General features: G+C 31.2%; 13 protein-coding genes. 8 read left to right on the top strand and 5 right to left on the bottom strand.

From position 1 onward, the window contains the following. The 3 genes from P8H50_RS05570 to P8H50_RS05560 all read right to left on the bottom strand — a co-directional run. A partial coding sequence (locus tag P8H50_RS05570) for an L-type lectin-domain containing protein (protein ID WP_300206460.1) occupies positions 1-1,316 on the bottom strand: 1,316 nt, incomplete at its 3' end. A gap of 159 nt (positions 1,317-1,475) precedes the next feature. Next, entirely contained in the window at positions 1,476-3,164 is a 1,689-nt protein-coding gene (gene ggt, locus P8H50_RS05565; RefSeq protein WP_300206458.1) for a gamma-glutamyltransferase, read from the bottom strand. 40 nt (positions 3,165-3,204) lie between these two features. Beyond that, on the bottom strand, positions 3,205-3,798 hold the full coding sequence (locus tag P8H50_RS05560) for an acyl carrier protein phosphodiesterase (RefSeq protein ID WP_300206456.1): 594 nt from the start codon (positions 3,796-3,798) through the stop codon (positions 3,205-3,207). A 79-nt stretch (positions 3,799-3,877) separates the two neighbouring features. Between P8H50_RS05560 and glmM the strand changes: the two genes are divergently transcribed. Genes glmM through P8H50_RS05540 form a run of 4 tightly spaced genes read left to right on the top strand, consistent with a single transcriptional unit; the run spans position 3,878 to position 7,637 of the window. Beyond that, positions 3,878-5,266, top strand: coding sequence for a phosphoglucosamine mutase (gene glmM / locus P8H50_RS05555; RefSeq protein ID WP_300206454.1), 1,389 nt, complete (start codon positions 3,878-3,880; stop codon positions 5,264-5,266). A gap of 26 nt (positions 5,267-5,292) precedes the next feature. Then, complete coding sequence (locus P8H50_RS05550; RefSeq protein ID WP_300206451.1) at positions 5,293-6,792, top strand: aminotransferase class V-fold PLP-dependent enzyme; 1,500 nt, start codon at positions 5,293-5,295, stop codon at positions 6,790-6,792. A 6-nt stretch (positions 6,793-6,798) separates the two neighbouring features. Beyond that, positions 6,799-7,005 carry a hypothetical protein gene (locus P8H50_RS05545; protein ID WP_300206449.1) on the top strand — a complete coding sequence of 69 codons (207 nt, stop codon included), beginning with the start codon at positions 6,799-6,801 and terminating at the stop codon, positions 7,003-7,005. 5 nt (positions 7,006-7,010) lie between these two features. Then, complete coding sequence (locus tag P8H50_RS05540) at positions 7,011-7,637, top strand: hypothetical protein (protein ID WP_300206447.1); 627 nt, start codon at positions 7,011-7,013, stop codon at positions 7,635-7,637. A gap of 12 nt (positions 7,638-7,649) precedes the next feature. Here P8H50_RS05540 and P8H50_RS05535 read toward each other — a convergent pair whose 3' ends face one another. Beyond that, complete coding sequence (locus tag P8H50_RS05535) at positions 7,650-8,540, bottom strand: lysophospholipid acyltransferase family protein (RefSeq protein WP_300206445.1); 891 nt, start codon at positions 8,538-8,540, stop codon at positions 7,650-7,652. Positions 8,541-8,599: 59 nt separating this feature from the next. Here P8H50_RS05535 and P8H50_RS05530 point away from each other — a divergent pair, with 59 nt between their 5' ends. Continuing rightward, positions 8,600-9,235 carry a rhomboid family intramembrane serine protease gene (locus P8H50_RS05530; RefSeq protein WP_300206443.1) on the top strand — a complete coding sequence of 212 codons (636 nt, stop codon included), beginning with the start codon at positions 8,600-8,602 and terminating at the stop codon, positions 9,233-9,235. On the opposite strand, the gene P8H50_RS05525 is transcribed toward P8H50_RS05530, so the two are convergent. Beyond that, positions 9,232-9,933, bottom strand: coding sequence for a DUF4369 domain-containing protein (locus P8H50_RS05525; RefSeq protein WP_300206441.1), 702 nt, complete (start codon positions 9,931-9,933; stop codon positions 9,232-9,234). The genes P8H50_RS05530 and P8H50_RS05525 overlap by 4 nt on opposite strands. A gap of 105 nt (positions 9,934-10,038) precedes the next feature. Here P8H50_RS05525 and mnmE point away from each other — a divergent pair, with 105 nt between their 5' ends. From mnmE to P8H50_RS05510, 3 genes are all read left to right on the top strand, one after another. Further along, positions 10,039-11,430, top strand: coding sequence for a tRNA uridine-5-carboxymethylaminomethyl(34) synthesis GTPase MnmE (mnmE, locus tag P8H50_RS05520; RefSeq protein ID WP_300206439.1), 1,392 nt, complete (start codon positions 10,039-10,041; stop codon positions 11,428-11,430). A 528-nt stretch (positions 11,431-11,958) separates the two neighbouring features. Continuing rightward, positions 11,959-14,781 (top strand): LuxR C-terminal-related transcriptional regulator, encoded by a 2,823-nt coding sequence (locus P8H50_RS05515; RefSeq protein WP_300206437.1) that lies wholly within the window; start codon positions 11,959-11,961, stop codon positions 14,779-14,781. A gap of 261 nt (positions 14,782-15,042) precedes the next feature. After that, complete coding sequence (locus P8H50_RS05510; RefSeq protein WP_300206435.1) at positions 15,043-18,228, top strand: glycoside hydrolase family 2 TIM barrel-domain containing protein; 3,186 nt, start codon at positions 15,043-15,045, stop codon at positions 18,226-18,228. Positions 18,229-18,234 lie beyond the last annotated feature (6 nt).

The following is an 18,234-nucleotide window of genomic DNA, read 5'->3' as shown; positions in this document are numbered from 1 at the left end:
CCGTTTGAAACTGTTCCTGTAGCAGCATCAATTAACGCGCCATCTGTTGGTACTGGATTAAAAGTAAATACACCTCCAGTGTCTCCTGTAATTGTAGCTGTTCCACCATCGCATGAGGCTGACATGGTGAATGTGGAGTCTGTTGCTAAACCGATAGATACGGAAAACTGACTTGTAGAAGGACAAGTTCCAGAAGTTGTATATTCAACAGTGTAGCTCGTTCCTGGAACTCCATTGTTAATTGTTCCATTTGATGGATTTATTAGGGCTCCATCTGTAGGTACAGGATTAAAGACATAAATACCACCTGGAGTAGCTACAGAATTTACTACTGCTCCTGTGCAACTTGCTAACATAGTAAACGTAGAATCATCTGTAGGAGTTATATTAGCATCAAAACTTGTTGTAATTATTTCACCACAACCATCTGTAATCTCAACAGTGTATGTTGTATTTACTGTCGGTGAGAATATTGGATTTGGTATCGAGATATTACTAACGCCAGTATTTGGAGACCATGAATAATTTGTAGCTCCATCATATGTTGCATCAATAGAATTTATGGTTTCACCTGAACATATATTTTGATCATCTAAGAGAAATTCATCAACAAAAGAAATACTTTTAAAACAAATTGTTTGCAAATTTGTTGATCCACCAGTAGAACCAGTAAAGCCAAAAAACACATTTGAGTTGCCTCCAAATACCGTATTAATTATGTCATTTGAATAAAAGATTCTTTCATTGCAATCAAAAATAACTCTAAATTCTTGAGTCATTGCTCGCCAAGAAATTTTAATTTCATGAGAAATACCATCTTCGATATTTCCAGAGACAGCAGATGCATTAACTGGAGATGTTAATGATGTTCCTAAAGCATGATTAGTATTTCCATTAGAAATTAAAGCCACGTGATCATTAAAAGGGTCGTTTCTATCGTTATTTTGCCACGTATCAAATTCAACAGCTAAAGAGTTGAAGATGCCTCCATAACCTAAATCTCCACCAGAAGCACCTATTTCGGGAGTAGGAGATGTTTTTAAAACAAAAACAATTCCATCTGCTCCATTGACATCATTACTTCCAAAATTGGCATCAAAAACTATATCAAAATCCGCATTTAAATCTATTGAATTATTATACCAAACAGCTCCAAGTTGAAAGTTTGCGTTAGAAGTAATTTGATAACAATCATTTCCTAAATCTATAGTATTTCCAACAAAAATAGGCATTAATTGAGCCTGACTTTTCTGAGTAAAAAAGATAATTAGTATAAATAGTGTGTAATATAATTTTGAGTGTAATTTAAATTTCATGATTGAATTTAGAGTAAAATAAACCTTTTTAAGGTTGTTGTATAATAGAGATTTTATCAAGTATAAATGTATTTATTTACTTTTACAATTATTAAAGTTAAAAATCACTTAGCGTATGGTTTATGTATGGTTAATTTAACATTTTTAACATTAAAAAAATTAAAAACCAGCTGCTGCATCATCTCCTCGAGAATCTGCTCCACCTTCAAGTTTGCCATTTTGTAAAACTAAAATACCATCTACAATTCCTATTATTGGAGAACGCTCTTCGTTTATAGTATATTCTTTTTGTTCTAAAGTATTAATAGTTTCTTTATTGAAACGATTGGGTTCCATTCTAATTTCATCTGGTAGCCATTGGTGATGAAAACGCGGAGCATCAACAGCTTCTTGCATGCTCATATTAAATTCATGAACATTTAAAATAGTTTGCAAAACAGAAGTAATAATTGTTGAACCTCCTGGAGTGCCAACGCTCATTAATAATTTACCATTTTTTTCAACAATAGTTGGTGTCATAGAACTTAGCATTCTTTTTTCGGGTAGAATAGCATTTGCCTTTGCACCAATTAATCCATAAACGTTTGGTACACCAGGTTTACTAGAAAAATCGTCCATTTCATTGTTTAAAAAGAACCCTAATTCACTACAATAGAGTTTAGACCCATAACCAGAATTTAAAGTAGTAGTTACAGATATGGCATTTCCATATTGGTCTACAATAGAGTAGTGGGTAGTTTCATCACTCTCTATAATATCTATTGTGCCATGAGAGACATCAGCAGATGGTGTTGCTTTTTCAAACGAAAAACTAGACATTCTGTTTTTTAGATAATCGTTACTTATAAGTTTGTTTTGTGGTATGTTTACAAAATCTGGATCACCTAAATAAAAACTTCTATCTGCATAGGCACGACGTTCTGCTTCAGCCAATAACTGAATGGTTTTTACAGAATTATGTCCATATTTATCTAAATCATAGCTTTCTACAGATTTTAAAATTTGAGCCATTGTAATTCCACCGCTTGAAGGTGGTGACATAGAGATAATCCGTAAATCGTCATAAGTAAAAGTAATTGGAGTTCTCCATTTTGGCTCATAATTTGCTAAATCTTCTTCAGTAATTATACCTCCATTGTCTTGAATAAATTGCGCTAGTATTATTGCGCTTTTACCTTTATAGAATTCATCGCTACCATTCTGCATAATTCTAGTTAGAGTTTCTGCAAGTTTATTATATTTAATAGTATCGTTTTGTTTCCATGCTTTTGTAAAAAGGATAGAATCTTTATTAGCAAGTTTAAAGTCTTGTTGTTTTTCTGCAATTCTAAACTCCTGTTTTCTTGTAACAATAACACCTCTTTTTGCTAATGCAATTACTGGTTTTATTATCGTTTCTATTGGTAGAATTCCAAATTGCTCATGTGCTTCAAAAACACCTGCAACCGTTCCAGGAACACCAACAGCCATTGCGCCTCGAGTGCTTAAGTTTGGCACTACATTACCTAAAGAGTCTAAATACATATCTTTTGTGGCTGCTAAAGGTGCTTTTTCTCTATAATCTAATGCGCCTATACTACCATCATTTAACCTGTAAACCATAAAACCACCTCCTCCAAGATTTCCTGCATATGGATAGGCAACCGCTAAGGCTAAGTCTGTTGCCATCATAGCATCAAAGGCATTGCCTCCTTGTTCTAATATTTGTTTTCCTATAATTGAAGCTTCAATTCTAGCCGAAACAACCATTGCTTTTTGTGTTACTAAACCACGTTTGGGTTCATTCTTTTTACAAGAGAAAGTGATTGAGATTACAATGAACAGAATAAGCATGTTATTTATCTTCATATTTTTTTATTAGTTATTTATATATTTGTAAATAAAAGATTTATCTCTTTTCTATCTCTTTTAATTTTTGAGATGAAAAATTAATAAGTTCATCAAAAAAGCATGTGAATTCATCTTCAAATTCATTATAAAATTCTTGAAGTTCGTTTACAGCTAAATTCATTTGCGAACGGTTTTGTGTTCTTCTATTCATACCTTCTAAAACCTTTGTAATACCCTCTATAGAAGCATAACTTAATAACCAGTTGTCTGCAATCATGTATGGCATCATTTTTTGTATTCGTTTTGGTAGAATTTCAAAATTATTCTCCAAACTGATGTAGAAATTATCTACATATTCAGCTAAAGGTAAATTACAATACTTACTCCAGTTTTTAGCTAAGAAGTGATCGTATAAAATATCTACAATCACACCAAAATAATGGCTATAATTCTTGTGAAGTCTTTTAGTGCTTAGTCTTACAGTTTTATGCGCATCTGTAAATGTATCGATTTGGCGATGCAATAAAATACCAGTTTGAATGTCTCTTGGGTACTTTAAGTATTTTTTACCACGAATACCATCAGCAATAAAATTACCAATTGTAACCGCTTCATTATTTCCAGAAAGATAAATATGTGCTAGAAAATTCATAAATCGAATTTACGAATTCATAATAGATTTTTCCGCTTTTGAAATACTATATTTGTACTTGAATATTAAAATTATAGTAATGACACTTATAAAATCTATTTCAGGAATTCGTGGAACAATTGGTGGAAACGTTGGCGATAACCTTACACCAATTGACGCTGTAAAATTTGCCTCGGCTTATGGCACTTGGCTAAAAACAGAACGTGTAAAGGAAAATTCCAGAGTTGTAGTTGGTAGAGATGCAAGGATTTCGGGAGAAATGATTCAGAATTTAGTAATGAACACATTAGTAGGTTTAGGTATTGATGTTATAGACCTTGGGCTTTCTACTACACCAACAGTAGAAATAGCTGTTCCAATGGAACATGCGGATGGAGGTATAATATTAACAGCCAGTCATAACCCAAAACAATGGAATGCCTTGAAATTATTGAATGCTAAAGGCGAGTTTTTAGATGCAGCTGAAGGTGCTAAAATTCTGGAAATTGCCGAAAGTGATACCATGCACTTTGCAGATGTTGATAGTTTAGGAGAAATAATAATAAATGATGCTTACATAGACATACATATTGATGAAGTTTTAGAATTAGAGTTTGTAGATAAAAAAGCTATTGAGAGCGCTAATTTTAAAGTGGTTGTAGATGGTGTTAATTCTACAGGAGGAATTGCTATACCACTACTATTAGAACGTCTAGGAGTTGAAGCAGTGAAATTATACTGCGAACCAAATGGGCATTTTCCACATAATCCAGAACCTTTAAAAGAACATTTAACAGATTTATCTGCTGAAGTAAAAAAACATCATGCAGATTTTGGGATTGTTGTAGATCCAGATGTGGATAGGCTTGCTTTTATGGACGAAAATGGAGACATGTTTGGAGAAGAATATACTTTAGTAGCTTGTGCAGATCATGTTTTAAGCAGGAATCCTGGAAACACAGTAAGTAATATGAGTTCTACTCGTGCGCTTAGAGATGTTACAGAAAAGCATGGTGGAACATACGAAGCTAGTGCTGTTGGTGAAGTAAATGTTGTTGCATTAATGAAAAAAAATAATGCAGTTATTGGAGGAGAAGGAAATGGTGGTATTATTTATCCTGCATCTCATTACGGAAGAGATGCCTTAGTTGGTGTTGCTTTATTTTTAACACTTTTAGCTGAAAAAAAAATGAGTGTTAGCCAGTTACGTAAAACTTACACGAGCTATTTCATGAGTAAAAAGAAAATAGCTTTAACACCACAAATTGATGTTGATGCAATTTTAATGCAAATGGCAGCAAAATATAAAGATGAAAACTTAAACACTGTAGATGGTGTAAAAATTGACTTCGCAGAAAACTGGGTACACTTAAGAAAAAGTAATACAGAACCAATTATTAGAATTTATACCGAAGCAAAATCCCAGCAAATTGCAGATGAATTGGCTGATAAAATTATTTCAGAAATTAAAGAAATCGCTAATATTTAGTACCTTAACAACATAATTTTAAGTGTATGATTACTACAAGAGCAACTAGTGAGAGACAATCGGAATTAGAAATCTACTTTTCTAAGTTTAGAAAACATATTGTTGGTATTGACCAAGAATTTGAATCGCCTTACGGAAGAAAAAAAATGATTTATACAGATTGGACTGCTTCTGGACGTTTATACAGACCTATTGAAGAAAAACTCCTTAATCAATTCGGACCTTTTGTAGCAAACACACATACAGAAACTACTGTTTCAGGCACTGCAATGACAAATGCTTACCACAAAGCAAGAAACATTATAAAAGGTCATGTAAACACAAATGCAGACGATGTTTTAATTGTAGCAGGAAATGGCATGACAAGTGTAGTAAACAAATTTCAGCGTATTTTAGGACTAAAAGTCCCAGAAAACTTACGAAAATATGCTACTATTCCAGACGAAATTCGTCCTGTGGTTTTTGTTACTCATATGGAGCATCATTCTAATCATACTTCTTGGTTAGAAACCATGGCAAAAGTAGAAGTCATACCTGCTGGTGATGATGGTTTATTTAGTATTCAAAATTTAGAAATACTTTTAGAAGAGTACAAAGATTGTGCGCTTAAAATAGCTTCTGTAATAGGTGGAAGTAATGTTACAGGAATACAAACACCATATCATGAAATTGCAAAAGTAATGCACAAACATGGAGGTGTATGTTTTGTGGATTTTGCATGTTCTGCACCTTATGTAGATATTAATATGCATCCAGAAAATGAAGACGAAGCTTTAGATGCTATTTTCTTTTCACCACATAAATTTTTAGGTGGACCAGGAACTTCTGGAGTTTTAGTTTTTAATAAAAAACTATATAAAAATATGATTCCTGATTGTCCTGGAGGAGGAACTGTGTCATGGACTAATCCTTGGGGAGAACACAAATACATAGAAAGTATAGAAGATAGAGAAGATGGAGGAACTCCTGGCTTTTTGCAAACCATTAAAACAGCTCTTGCAATAAGATTAAAAGAGGAAATGGGAGTGAAAAATATTCTAAATCGCGAACATGAATTATTGCATCAAGTATTCAAAAATCTTGGAGCTATTAATAACATAAAAATTTTAGCACCAAACGAGCAAGACCGTTTAGGTGTTATTTCTTTTTACATTGAAGATTTGCACTTTAACTTAGGAGTAAAAATACTTAATGATAGATTTGGAATACAAACACGTGGTGGTTGTAGTTGTGCTGGAACTTATGGGCATTATTTACTAAATGTAGATCGTGAAAAATCTAACGCTTTAACTTGCGAAATTACTTCTGGAGATTTAACTCATAAACCAGGTTGGATTCGTATGTCTATTCATCCAACAACTACCTGCAATGAGATAGATTACGTATGTGATAGTTTAATTGCTTTAGCCGAAAACCATATAGAATGGTCAAAAGATTACGAATATAATAAGGCTAATAACGAATTTATCCATAAGACTTTTGTGCCAAGTCAAGAGCTTAGAGTTGATGGTTGGTTTGAGTTGTAAATTACTTTGAAAAATATATTATACATTTTTATTCTTTTTATTTTTATTTCGTCTTGTTCAAATAGAACACTTCTAAATGATTATAGAAAAGAAGTTTCTGAGTTAAAAACTGAAGCTGAAATTAATATGTATTGGGATAAACTTTTAAAATTAGATCAAGACGCTTTAGAAATCGGAAAACACACAACAGAAGAGCATGTTCTATTTCTATAACACATATGATGAGAACTGCTTTAATGTTAGAAATTCATGGTGTAAAAAGTTATAAATCCAATAATATAGTTCCAGAAATGCACTTAACACACAATAATTATGGACCATCTACTTTAGCGTTTTGGCCAATAATTAAGAAATGTGTTACTGTTAGAGGAGATGCTAAACTAATTCAATATCCAGCTTATCAACTTGAAGCAGTTGCTAATAATTTTTATGTGTACTCTGTCTATGGAGAAAATAATAGACATGTTAACTTATTAAAAAAGTTGAACTTAATCGAAAGTAATTCTGTTAGTAAAGACCTTTATGAGGTTTTAAATTATCAAAAAAAAATTAAAGCTTTAGACCAAGTTAAAGTTTTAGGAATATGGCAAAAACAATCATTTAAAAACATAAAAGAACTTGGTTTTTTTGAGTTTATAGAACTGTCTGATAGCAACCTTTACCATAAACAAAATGAAAGACTACAAAAATTAGAATTGTTAGAAATAAAATCTAATTCTAAAATTTATCGTATTGAAAAAGAACCATTTGGTTGGAGTTTTAAACTCGATAGCAATGGTGATTTAAGTTTAATTGATGATGAAAATGAAGTTTTAATTTTTTATACTAAGTATACTTCTAATTAGTCTTTTTTGTTCTTATTGAAACTCAGCAGGTACATTATTTCGGTGTTTCCAACGCTTATGTGTCCATAAGTAATATTCTGGTTGTTCTTTTATTTGTTCTTCAATAAAAGATTTAAAAATATCTGTAATTTCGTAGTTTTTAAATTCTTTTGGGTGTTCTGCTATAGTTTTAAAAGTGGTTTGGTAATAGCCGCGTTTCATTTTTCTAACATCAAAGAACACAACAGCTTGGTTTAATTCTTTTGCCAGCATTTCGGCTCCAGTATGAATTGGTACAGTAACTCCCATAAAACTATTCCAATGGTGCGCCTTATTTAATTTTGGAGATTGATCTGCAACAAAGCCAGTAATTGTTAATTCGTTTTTAGCATGAGAGGCTTTTAGAGTTGTAATAGTTTCTTTGGTAGTAATTAAATGGCTGTTATATTTTGCGCGAATACGCTTAATTAATCTGTCGAAATATTTATTATTTAATCTTTTGTAAACAGCAAAGCCTTTATGACTAACATAGGTTTGTAAAATAAAAATCCACTCCCAACTCGCATAATGGCCACACATTATGATAACACTTCTATTTTGGTCTTCCAGTTTTTTAAGCAATTCAATATTTGTAAATGTGTAGCGTTTTTTCATTTCAGCTTCAGAAATAGTCATAGATTTCATGGCTTCAACTATCATATCGCATAAATGATGATAGAATTTTTTTGTAATGGTACTTATCTCTTTTGAAGACTTTTCTGGAAAAACTAATTTTAGATTGTCTTGGACTACTTTTTTGCGATAACCGAAAATGTGATAAATAAAAAGGTAAATTAAATCTGAAAACGCATACAATATTCTAAAAGGCAATATTGATACTAACCAAAAAAATGGATAAATTAAAATGTAAGCTAATAATTGCATGAATTAGTTTTAGATTTGTAGAAGCAAATATATGCTATATTTAAAAAACGGAATACTTTATGGGCAATTTAAATCTTGTAACAATACTATTAATAGTAGCAAATGTATTAGTATCTATTAAAGGTTTTAATGATTTTTCTTTTTTCGAAAAATACAAATTTAACATTGGAGCTATAAACAGAGGAGAAAAGTTAAGAATGTTAACTTCTGGGTTTTTACATGTTAATACACAGCATTTATTATTTAATATGGTAACGTTGTTTTTTTTTGCAAATGGAGTAATTTATCGTATTGGTGAAGTTAGTTTTCTTGTAGTTTATTTTGCAAGTTTAATTACGGGTAGTTTACTCTCGTATTATTTTCATAAAAAGGATTACCATTATTCTGCTGTTGGAGCAAGTGGAGCTGTAATGGGTATTATTTATTCGGCTATATTATTTGATCCATGGATGGAAATTAATTTTTTTATTCCTGGATTTGTTTTTGGTATTGGGTATTTGTTATATTCAATTTATGGAATGAAAAAACAAATAGGCAACATAGGTCACGATGCTCATTTTGGTGGTGCAGTTGGAGGTTATATAATAACATTATTGCTTGCTCCTAGACTATTGGAGCAAGACTTAACTATGATGCTTTTTATGGGATTGCCCATAGCAGTTTTATTTATAATGCAAAAACTAGGAAAAATTTAATTATTTCTTTTTTTCTGTTCCTCTATAAATTCCAAAGCATATTTAGCTGCTCTAGTGTTTTGCATCTCTTTAGATAAAGTCTTGTAAAGCAGATTGGTTTCCTCCTCAGAAATTTGTTTAGCCATTGTAATACGTTCTAAAATTAAAGCAGCCAAAGTTGTATTAGGATATTTTTTAATAAAAGAAACATCAAACTTGCCTTTTTCTAATACTAAACTATCATAAGAAAACTTAACAGTTTGCATGCTGTCTTTATTTCCACTAAGTTTAAAGATTTGAAATCTTTCATTTAATACCTTGTGTTTATCTCTCAGGTATTGTGTGCCTTCATTGTATTTTTGTGTGTAATCGTTTTCTTTACTTCCAATTATTTTAGAATTAGCAAGACTATCTTTGATTACTTGGAGGTCGAAAGTTTCATTTGCCAGAATTATAGGTAAAGCACCTAAAACATTGTCAATAGTAATGTAATAAATATCTGGTCCATCTACTTTTCCCTCAAAAGTAAAATTTCCTTTTTCTAGAACAGTAGAATCTAAAACTTTCTTTTTTTTGTTTTCAACTCTAAAAAGTCTAGCAGTGCTTCCGGTTATATAGCTATCTGATGTTCCAGATATTTTAAAACCGTTAGTATTATCATTTTTACATGAAATAATAATAAAGAAGATAAATACTATTAGAAATATATTTTTAAGCATTTTTATTTTTTTTTGAATTACAAATATATAAGAATATAATTTATTATGTGCTTTTTAAAAAGCGAGTAATACAGTAATCAATTTACAATTTATTACTTTTGCGATATGATTAAAACTGATACAATAGTAGCACTCGCTACAGCATCTGGTGCTGGAGCAGTTGCTATAGTAAGACTTTCTGGAGCAGATGCTATAAGTATCGCTAATAGTTGTTTTCAATCTGTTAAGAATAAAAAAACACTTTTAAATCAAAAAACACATACAATACATTTTGGACATATAATAGATGGCAAAAGAATAATAGACGAAGTTTTAGTTTCAGTTTTTAAAAACCCAAATTCTTATACAGGTGAAAATGTAGTTGAAATTTCTTGTCATGGTTCTATTTATATTCAGCAAGAAATTATTCAACTCTTTCTTCGAAAAGGATGTAGAATGGCAACTGCTGGAGAATTTACATTGCGAGCCTTCTTAAACGCAAAATTAGATTTAAGTCAAGCTGAAGCTGTAGCAGATCTAATAGCTAGTGATAACGAAGCATCACATCAAATTGCAATGCAGCAAATGCGTGGTGGTTTTTCAAGTGAAATCGCAAAATTACGCGAAGAATTAATGAATTTTGCCAGCTTAATTGAATTAGAACTTGATTTTGCAGAAGAAGATGTTGAGTTTGCAGATAGAACACAGTTTGCTGCATTAATAAATCGTATAACTTTTGTCTTAAAACGGTTAATTGACAGTTTTGCGGTTGGAAATGTTATTAAAAATGGAATTCCTGTTGCCATTGTTGGTGAGCCAAATGTTGGTAAATCTACACTTTTAAATGCACTTTTAAATGAAGAACGTGCTATTGTAAGCGAAATAGCAGGAACAACTAGAGATACCATTGAAGACGAATTAGTAATAGAAGGTATAGGTTTTCGTTTTATAGATACTGCAGGAATTCGTGAAACTAAAGATGTTGTAGAAAGTATTGGTATTAAGAAAACATTCGAAAAAATGGAACAAGCTCAAGTAGTAGTGCTCTTGTTCTCTGCTGAAGAATTTAAAACTGAAAGTAAACGTCTAAAAGTCGAAATTGAAAAAATTAAAAATCGTTTTCCATTAAAGCCATTATTGGTAATTGCTAATAAAATAGATGTTTTAAACGATTTTGAATTAAAAACCTTAACATCCAAATTTAATAATCTTCACTTATTGTCTGCCAAGACAGGACTAGGAGTAGACGAACTTAAAAACAAGTTAATAAGTTTTGTTAATACTGGAGCACTAAGAAATAACGAAACTATTGTAACTAATACAAGGCATTACGATTCACTTATTAAAGCATTTGAAGAAATAAATAACGTTAAAGCAGGATTGGAAACAGGTGTTTCGGGAGATTTATTAGCTATAGATGTGCGACAGGCCTTATTTCATTTTGGAGAAATAACAGGTGAGATTACTAGTGATGATTTGTTAGGAAATATTTTTGCTAATTTCTGTATTGGGAAATAATTTTGATGATTATAAAATTTCATCTTTAAACATTTTAACTTTAACTCCTTTAGAATCAAGAAACACATATTTAGTTTAACGTATATCTTCTTTATATTCTGCAATAATATTAACATCCCTAAGGCCTTGGCTAATTTTTGGTTTTTTATATGATTTTCAAAGATAAATCTAAAAAGCAATAAAAACGTAATGGTAATTTTCTTAAAAAATGAATGGCGTTAATTTGATATTGCCTCATACTATGCAAATAACTAACATTTGTATTAATAGTTTATAGACTACAATACTCATCAGTTTCTTGTATAGTTAGAGCAAGAGAGCCTTCATTATTAATTTCTCTATAACCTAAGCTAGATCAATATTTATATAATAATCTGTGGTTTAGCAATTTTTTTCAATGAGGATTTATTCATATATAATTATCATTTTTTCAATAGCAAAATGATTTTGTAGCTATAATTGTATGGTTGTTTTTTAGTTATAAATAATTACCATACAGTTTTGTATATTGCAGTACAACTCATTAGTATGGATAGATTTATTAAATATAGCATAAAGGTATTCTTTTTATTAAGTTTTTTGTCGTTTTGTAGCTGTTTATTGGCTCAAGAAGTTCCTCCTGTAAAAGTGTTTTCACCACAACAATATAACGGTGAAAACCAAAACTGGTCTATTTCTCAAGCGAAGGATAAAACAATTTATGTAGCAAATAATGCAGGTCTTTTAGAGTATAATGGTGCTAATTGGAGACGTTACGACTCTCCAAATGAAACAATTTTACGTTCTGTAAAAGTTGTTGGAGATAGAATTTACACAGGTTGTTATATGGAATTTGGCTATTGGTTAAAAAATAGTTTTGGATTCTTAGAATACACATCACTTTCTAATAATAAAAATATTTCTTTAGTAGAAGATGAGCAGTTTTGGCAAATTAATTATTTAGATGATTGGGTTTTATTTAGCTCATTAGATAGAGTTTATATATATAATACAAAAGAAGAAGAATTTAAAATTATTGACTCCGAGTCATCAATTACTAAACTTTTTAAAGTAGACGATTCTATATATTTTCAAGATTTAAATATTGGTGTTTATCAAATTATTAATGGTGATAAAACAGTGCTAATAGATGATGAAATTGTAAAAAATAATAACGTAGTTAATATGTTTGAATATAAAAGTCAATTATTGGTTCAAACAGAAAACAATGGTGTGTATGTATTTAAAGACAAAGCCTTATTACCATGGAGTAATGATATTAATGAAACTTTATTAAAATATAGTGTTTACAGTAGTGCAAAGCTTAAAGATGGTGGATTTGCTATTGGAACTATATCTAATGGAGTAATAATTCTTGATAAAAATGGTGAAATTGTAAATCAAATCAATCAAAATTTAGGCTTGAGCAATAACACTGTGCTTTCCGTTTTCGAGGATATAGATAGCAATATTTGGCTAGGTTTAGATAATGGGATTAATTGTATTAATAGTAAATCTCCAATCAAAATATTTAATGACTCAAGAGGTCAATTAGGATCTGTATATGCGTCATCGGTCTATAATGGTTATCTATATTTGGGTACAAATCAAGGATTGTTTTATAGAGATTTAGATAATACAGATAAACCATTTACCTTTATAAAAGGAACTCAAGGTCAAGTTTGGTTTATAGAAGTAATTAGCGATGAACTATTTTGTGGACATAATTCAGGAACTTTTTTAATAGCTAACAATAAAGCTAAGAAGATAGCTAATATTAAAGGAACGTGGTCAATTAAACCCATAGAAGGCAAATCGAATATGCTATTACAAGGGAATTATAATGGCTTATACACGCTAGAAAAGCTTAATAATAATTGGAGTTTAAAAAACAAGATTGATGGATTTGATCTTTCTGCAAGATTTTTCGAATTGGTGAATAATACTACAATTTTTGTAAGCCATGAATATAAAGGTGTTTATAAAATAGAAGTGAACGAGGAGTTTACCAAAGCAAAAAACATTAAAATAGATACTTTTAATAAGGGTTTATATTCAAGCCTTTTTAACTATAATGATAATGTCTATTATGTTTACAGCGAGGGTTATTATAAATATGATTTTAATAAAGAAGAATTTATTAAAGACAGCTTATTAAGTCAAACGTTTAAGCCTTCAAACTACACATCAGGTAAGTTAATTCATGAAGCAAACTCTAACACGCTTTGGGGATTTACAAATACAGACATAATACAAGTTAAACCAGGAAACCTATCAAATAAACCGCAAATTAGAAAAATAGCACTACCTAAAAGTTTAAGGCTTGGTGTAACTAGCTATGAAAACATTATTAATATAAAGGATAGTAAATATCTTTTAGGTACCACATCTGGATATTTAATTATTGATATTGACAATTTTAACAATACAATAGAGAAAATTAATATTAACTCAATAAATAGTAACAAGCATTCGGGAGAATATAAATTATTAAATTTAAATGAAATTGCAGATTTAAAACCAGAAGATAATAATATAGAATTCTTTTATAGTTTAACCCAGTTTAACAAATTTAAAGTATTAGAATACCAGCATCAACTAAAAGGTATTTACAACAATTGGAGTGAGTGGTCAAATTCGCCAAATGTACTTTATAAAAATTTACCACCAGGCGATTATACTTTTAGTGTAAGAGCAAGAGTTGGAGAAAATATTTCAAAAAACATTGCGAGTTATCAATTCTATATTAATAAACCATGGTATGCCTCAAACTTAGCAGTTGTTATTTATGTTATTGGGTTAGTTTTATTAATATTTTTATTGCATCATTTTTATGATGGCTATCATAAAAAACAACGTAGAATGCTAATAATTAAAGCTGAGAGAGACTTACAACATAAAGAATTAGAGAATAGACAGCAACAAATGCATTTCGAAAACTTAAAGTTGCAACAAGATATAGATAACAAAAGTAGGGAGTTAGCAATATCTACTATGAGTTTAATTAAAAAGAATGAATTCTTAAATTCTATAAAAAGCGAACTAAAAAGTAAAGATACAGATGATAATATAAAGTCTGTAATCAAAATAATTGATAAAAACATTAACAATACAGACGATTGGAAATTCTTTCAAGAAGCCTTTAATAATGCTGATAAAGATTTTTTACAAAAACTCAAAAATAAACACAGTGTTTTAACACCAAATGACCTTAAATTATGTGCTTATCTAAGGCTAAATCTATCTTCTAAAGAAATAGCGCCTTTGCTAAATATCTCTGCAAGGAGTGTGGAAGTTAAACGATATCGTTTAAGAAAAAAAATGAATTTGCCTCATGAAACAAGTTTAGCAAACTACATCATTGAATTATAATTCCAATACTAAACCCTAATCAACCTATACAACACCAATACAATTATATCAGATTTGCCGTTTTTGTCTTTTTATTTTGATTTATAATTATCCTCTTACTAAAGATGTTTATTGAGGATTTCTTATTTTTAATAGTTAAATACTGATATGTATGTTTTTTGTAGAGGCATATTACATAGAATTCATATTTTTTAACATTATTTTTACAATATTGATATTTAGATACATCTAATCACTTACCAAATTAAAAAATAAAAAGAAATGAAAAACAATTTTCTAAGATTAACATTTTTATTATTTGCAACATTGGCGTTCGCTCAAGTAAATAAAGTCACTGTTCAAAAAAATGAAGATGGAATGAAGCTTCTTGTTGATGGACAAGACTTCATGATAAATGGTATGAACTGGGGCTATGTTCCAATAGGTACTAATTACAATTACAGTCTATGGAAACAATCCGATGATGTTATTAAAGCGGCCTTAGATGCAGAAATGGGACTTCTAAAAAACATGGGAGTTAATGCAATAAGACAATATACTGGCATACAACCTAAATGGATAACTTACATTTATGAGAATTATGGTATATATACAATGCTTAATCATTCATTTGGGCGCTACGGTCTTACTATTGAGGGAACTTGGGTTCCAGTAACTGATTACAGAGATGGTAAAACCAAGAAATTGCTAATGTCTGAAATAACAAAACTAGCAGAGGACTATAAAAACACGCCAGGTCTTTTAATGTTTTTATTAGGTAACGAAAACAACTACGGTTTGTTCTGGGCAGGATCTGAAACCGAAGACTTTCCAGATGAAGAAGATCAAAGAAGAGAAGTAGGTGAAAAACGTGGGAGACCAATGTATAAACTTATGAATGATGCAGCGGTTAAAATGAAGTCTATTAATTCTTCCATTCCAATTGCTATATGTAATGGCGATGTTTTATTCATTGATATTATTGCAGAAGAGTGTAAAGATGTAGATATCTATGGTACAAACATGTATCGTGGTGTCTCTTTTGGCAACGCATTTCAGGTGGTTAAAGACAAATTAAATAAACCAATTCTGTTTACCGAGTTTGGAGCAGATGCTTTTAATGCAGTAACAAATGACGAAGATCAAAAAGCCCAAGCGTATTATATGGTTGGAAATTGGAAAGAAATTTATCAAAATGCGTCAGGTTTAGGAAAGGCAGGTAACGCTATAGGTGGTTTTACATTTCAATTTAGTGATGGTTGGTGGAAATTCGGACAAACAAAAAATTTAGATATACATGATACTAATGCATCTTGGTCTAATGGTGGTTATCCACACGATATTGGTAAACCAGGTGATAATAATATGAATGAAGAATGGTTTGGTATTTGCGCAAAAGGCCCAAATAACGAGCGTGGTTTATATACACTTTATCCAAGAGCAGCATATTATTCACTTAAAGAAGCACATAACTTAAATCCTTATGACGATGGTGTAACTGCAGACTTTGTTGAAAATTACTTCAAGAATATTAATTTAATGGATGCGGTATTAAGAGCTCGTGGAGATAAAGCTGCATTAGGTGGAGGAGATTCTGAAAAATTAAGAATAAGTCAACTTTCTGCACGTTTTACAACATTTAATACTGGTGGCAGTTTAATAACTACACCAGATACACCAGATCCGGATGCAAACAATTTTCCAAATCAACTTGGGTTTGATCATATGCAGTCTTATTTTGTTGGTATTGAAGGTAAACCAGCATCTAATATGAGAGCTCAAGTTAATTTTAACGTACTAGGAAACGTTGCAAGTAATCCAATAGACGAAATATTTTACGAAAACGTTGGCAGACCTGTTACCGTTATAAGTACAGATGGCGTTACTAATACAGAGGTTGTAATGACAGATGTTAATAGACTGAGAGTGTACCAAGCAGAATTTGAGTGGAATGCAAAAGATTTTGACCTAAGAGGGTTTTACAGAACAGGGCATTACCATTGGGGTTACGAAGGTGATTTTTTCAACCTTTATCCAGAAGCTAATTACGGCCCAAATTTAGATTTATATAATGGTGAAATTTTTGGTGCAGAAATAGATGGTAAAGGAGTGCTTAAAGGCTTAAAAGCAGCCTTTGGTCCACAATTATGGTGGGGAGCAAACCCAACAGCACTATTAAAATACCAACGCACATTTGGTAAATGGGATGTTGCTGGTATTTACCACAGAGATTTAGATACAGGTTTAAATTTTGATGAAACAGGTCAGCGTGTTTTAAATGAAAACCAAGTAAGAACAGGTATTATCCCTGCATGGCCAACTGAACGTGCTACAATTGCTTTAGAACGTAAGTTTGGTAATTTTGGATTAACACTAGGTGGTATATGGGGAGGAAGTCCTTTAAACGGCAGTGTTTTCCAAGGTATTAATGACAATCAAGATGTTGTAGAAGATAAAATTACAAGTAGTGATAATTGGGGTGGTAAAGCAAAATTTACCTATCAAAACGGGCGTTTTAACTGGTACGGACAAGCGTCTTACATGGGCTTAGTTGCTGGTGGTGGTGCAGACCAAACACAAACGTACACAGGTTGGAGATTAAAAGACAGTGGTAGTGGTAATATGGTAAATGCATTAACTGGGTTTACATATTCATTTGGTAATATTCAAGTAGCACCAAACTTTATGTATCAAGAACCACTTTTAGCAGCAATTCCTAATAACTTTGGTGGGGCAGCAAGATTACGTAATGTAATTGACGATCCGTTTGCAGTACGTAACGGTAACCGTGAAATGTACGGTTACGAAATGCTTGTAACTTTTGATCCAACACCCGGTACATGGATGTATGAGTGGGATAACGATAGAGCAGAAGATGCAAAATTGGCTATGAATTTAGGTTTTGTGTACCGCCGTTTACCAACAACTATGGATGCGCATATTGGTTTCTTAGCAAACAGACAGTTTTTTGCGTTTCCTAATTCTGCACCAGCAGAAGACTTATGGGAAGTGCACTCTAGAGTGGTGTCTAAGTTAAATCCAGATTTAGGTCTTATTGGTAATTTCTACTATGGAAATGGTCAAGGTAATGGAGACTCAGACAGAACAATTACACGTTTTGGTGGAGATGTAAGAGCTATTTATAGAAAGAATATGTTACAAGCTCATGTAAAAGTTAACGATTGGGGTCCATTTGATTATCACAGAGATTTTAACCTAACATTCCCACTACAATTAATGTTAGATTTATCTACAAGCGTTGGAAAACCAGATTGGTTTATACTACCAAGCACAAAAATTGGTATTAGAGGGACATGGAGATCTTTAAACGATTTTTCGCCAAGATATTCTCCAACATCAGTACCAGCAAATACATTTCCTGCAATACCAGTATTAAGTCCAACAGGCTTTCCTGACGGATCAGAATGGGAAATTAGAACTTATGTTCATATAAATATTGGAAAATAAAAAATT

This window comes from Lacinutrix sp., from assembly GCF_029238095.1.
Lineage (GTDB): Bacteria > Bacteroidota > Bacteroidia > Flavobacteriales > Flavobacteriaceae > Lacinutrix.
This window is presented reverse-complemented; position numbering and strand designations above follow the sequence as displayed.

What these genes read in the sequence shown, in the direction of transcription:
- P8H50_RS05535 (WP_300206445.1), bottom strand. Translation starts at nt 8,540, where the DNA reads ATGCAATTATTAGCTTACATTTTAATTTATCCATTTTTTTGGTTAGTA.
- P8H50_RS05540 (WP_300206447.1), top strand. Translation starts at nt 7,011, where the DNA reads ATGATGAGAACTGCTTTAATGTTAGAAATTCATGGTGTAAAAAGTTAT.
- P8H50_RS05515 (WP_300206437.1), top strand. Translation starts at nt 11,959, where the DNA reads ATGGATAGATTTATTAAATATAGCATAAAGGTATTCTTTTTATTAAGT.
- ggt (WP_300206458.1), bottom strand. Translation starts at nt 3,164, where the DNA reads ATGAAGATAAATAACATGCTTATTCTGTTCATTGTAATCTCAATCACT.
- mnmE (WP_300206439.1), top strand. Translation starts at nt 10,039, where the DNA reads ATGATTAAAACTGATACAATAGTAGCACTCGCTACAGCATCTGGTGCT.
- P8H50_RS05530 (WP_300206443.1), top strand. Translation starts at nt 8,600, where the DNA reads ATGGGCAATTTAAATCTTGTAACAATACTATTAATAGTAGCAAATGTA.
- P8H50_RS05525 (WP_300206441.1), bottom strand. Translation starts at nt 9,933, where the DNA reads ATGCTTAAAAATATATTTCTAATAGTATTTATCTTCTTTATTATTATT.
- P8H50_RS05510 (WP_300206435.1), top strand. Translation starts at nt 15,043, where the DNA reads ATGAAAAACAATTTTCTAAGATTAACATTTTTATTATTTGCAACATTG.
- P8H50_RS05560 (WP_300206456.1), bottom strand. Translation starts at nt 3,798, where the DNA reads ATGAATTTTCTAGCACATATTTATCTTTCTGGAAATAATGAAGCGGTT.
- P8H50_RS05550 (WP_300206451.1), top strand. Translation starts at nt 5,293, where the DNA reads ATGATTACTACAAGAGCAACTAGTGAGAGACAATCGGAATTAGAAATC.
- glmM (WP_300206454.1), top strand. Translation starts at nt 3,878, where the DNA reads ATGACACTTATAAAATCTATTTCAGGAATTCGTGGAACAATTGGTGGA.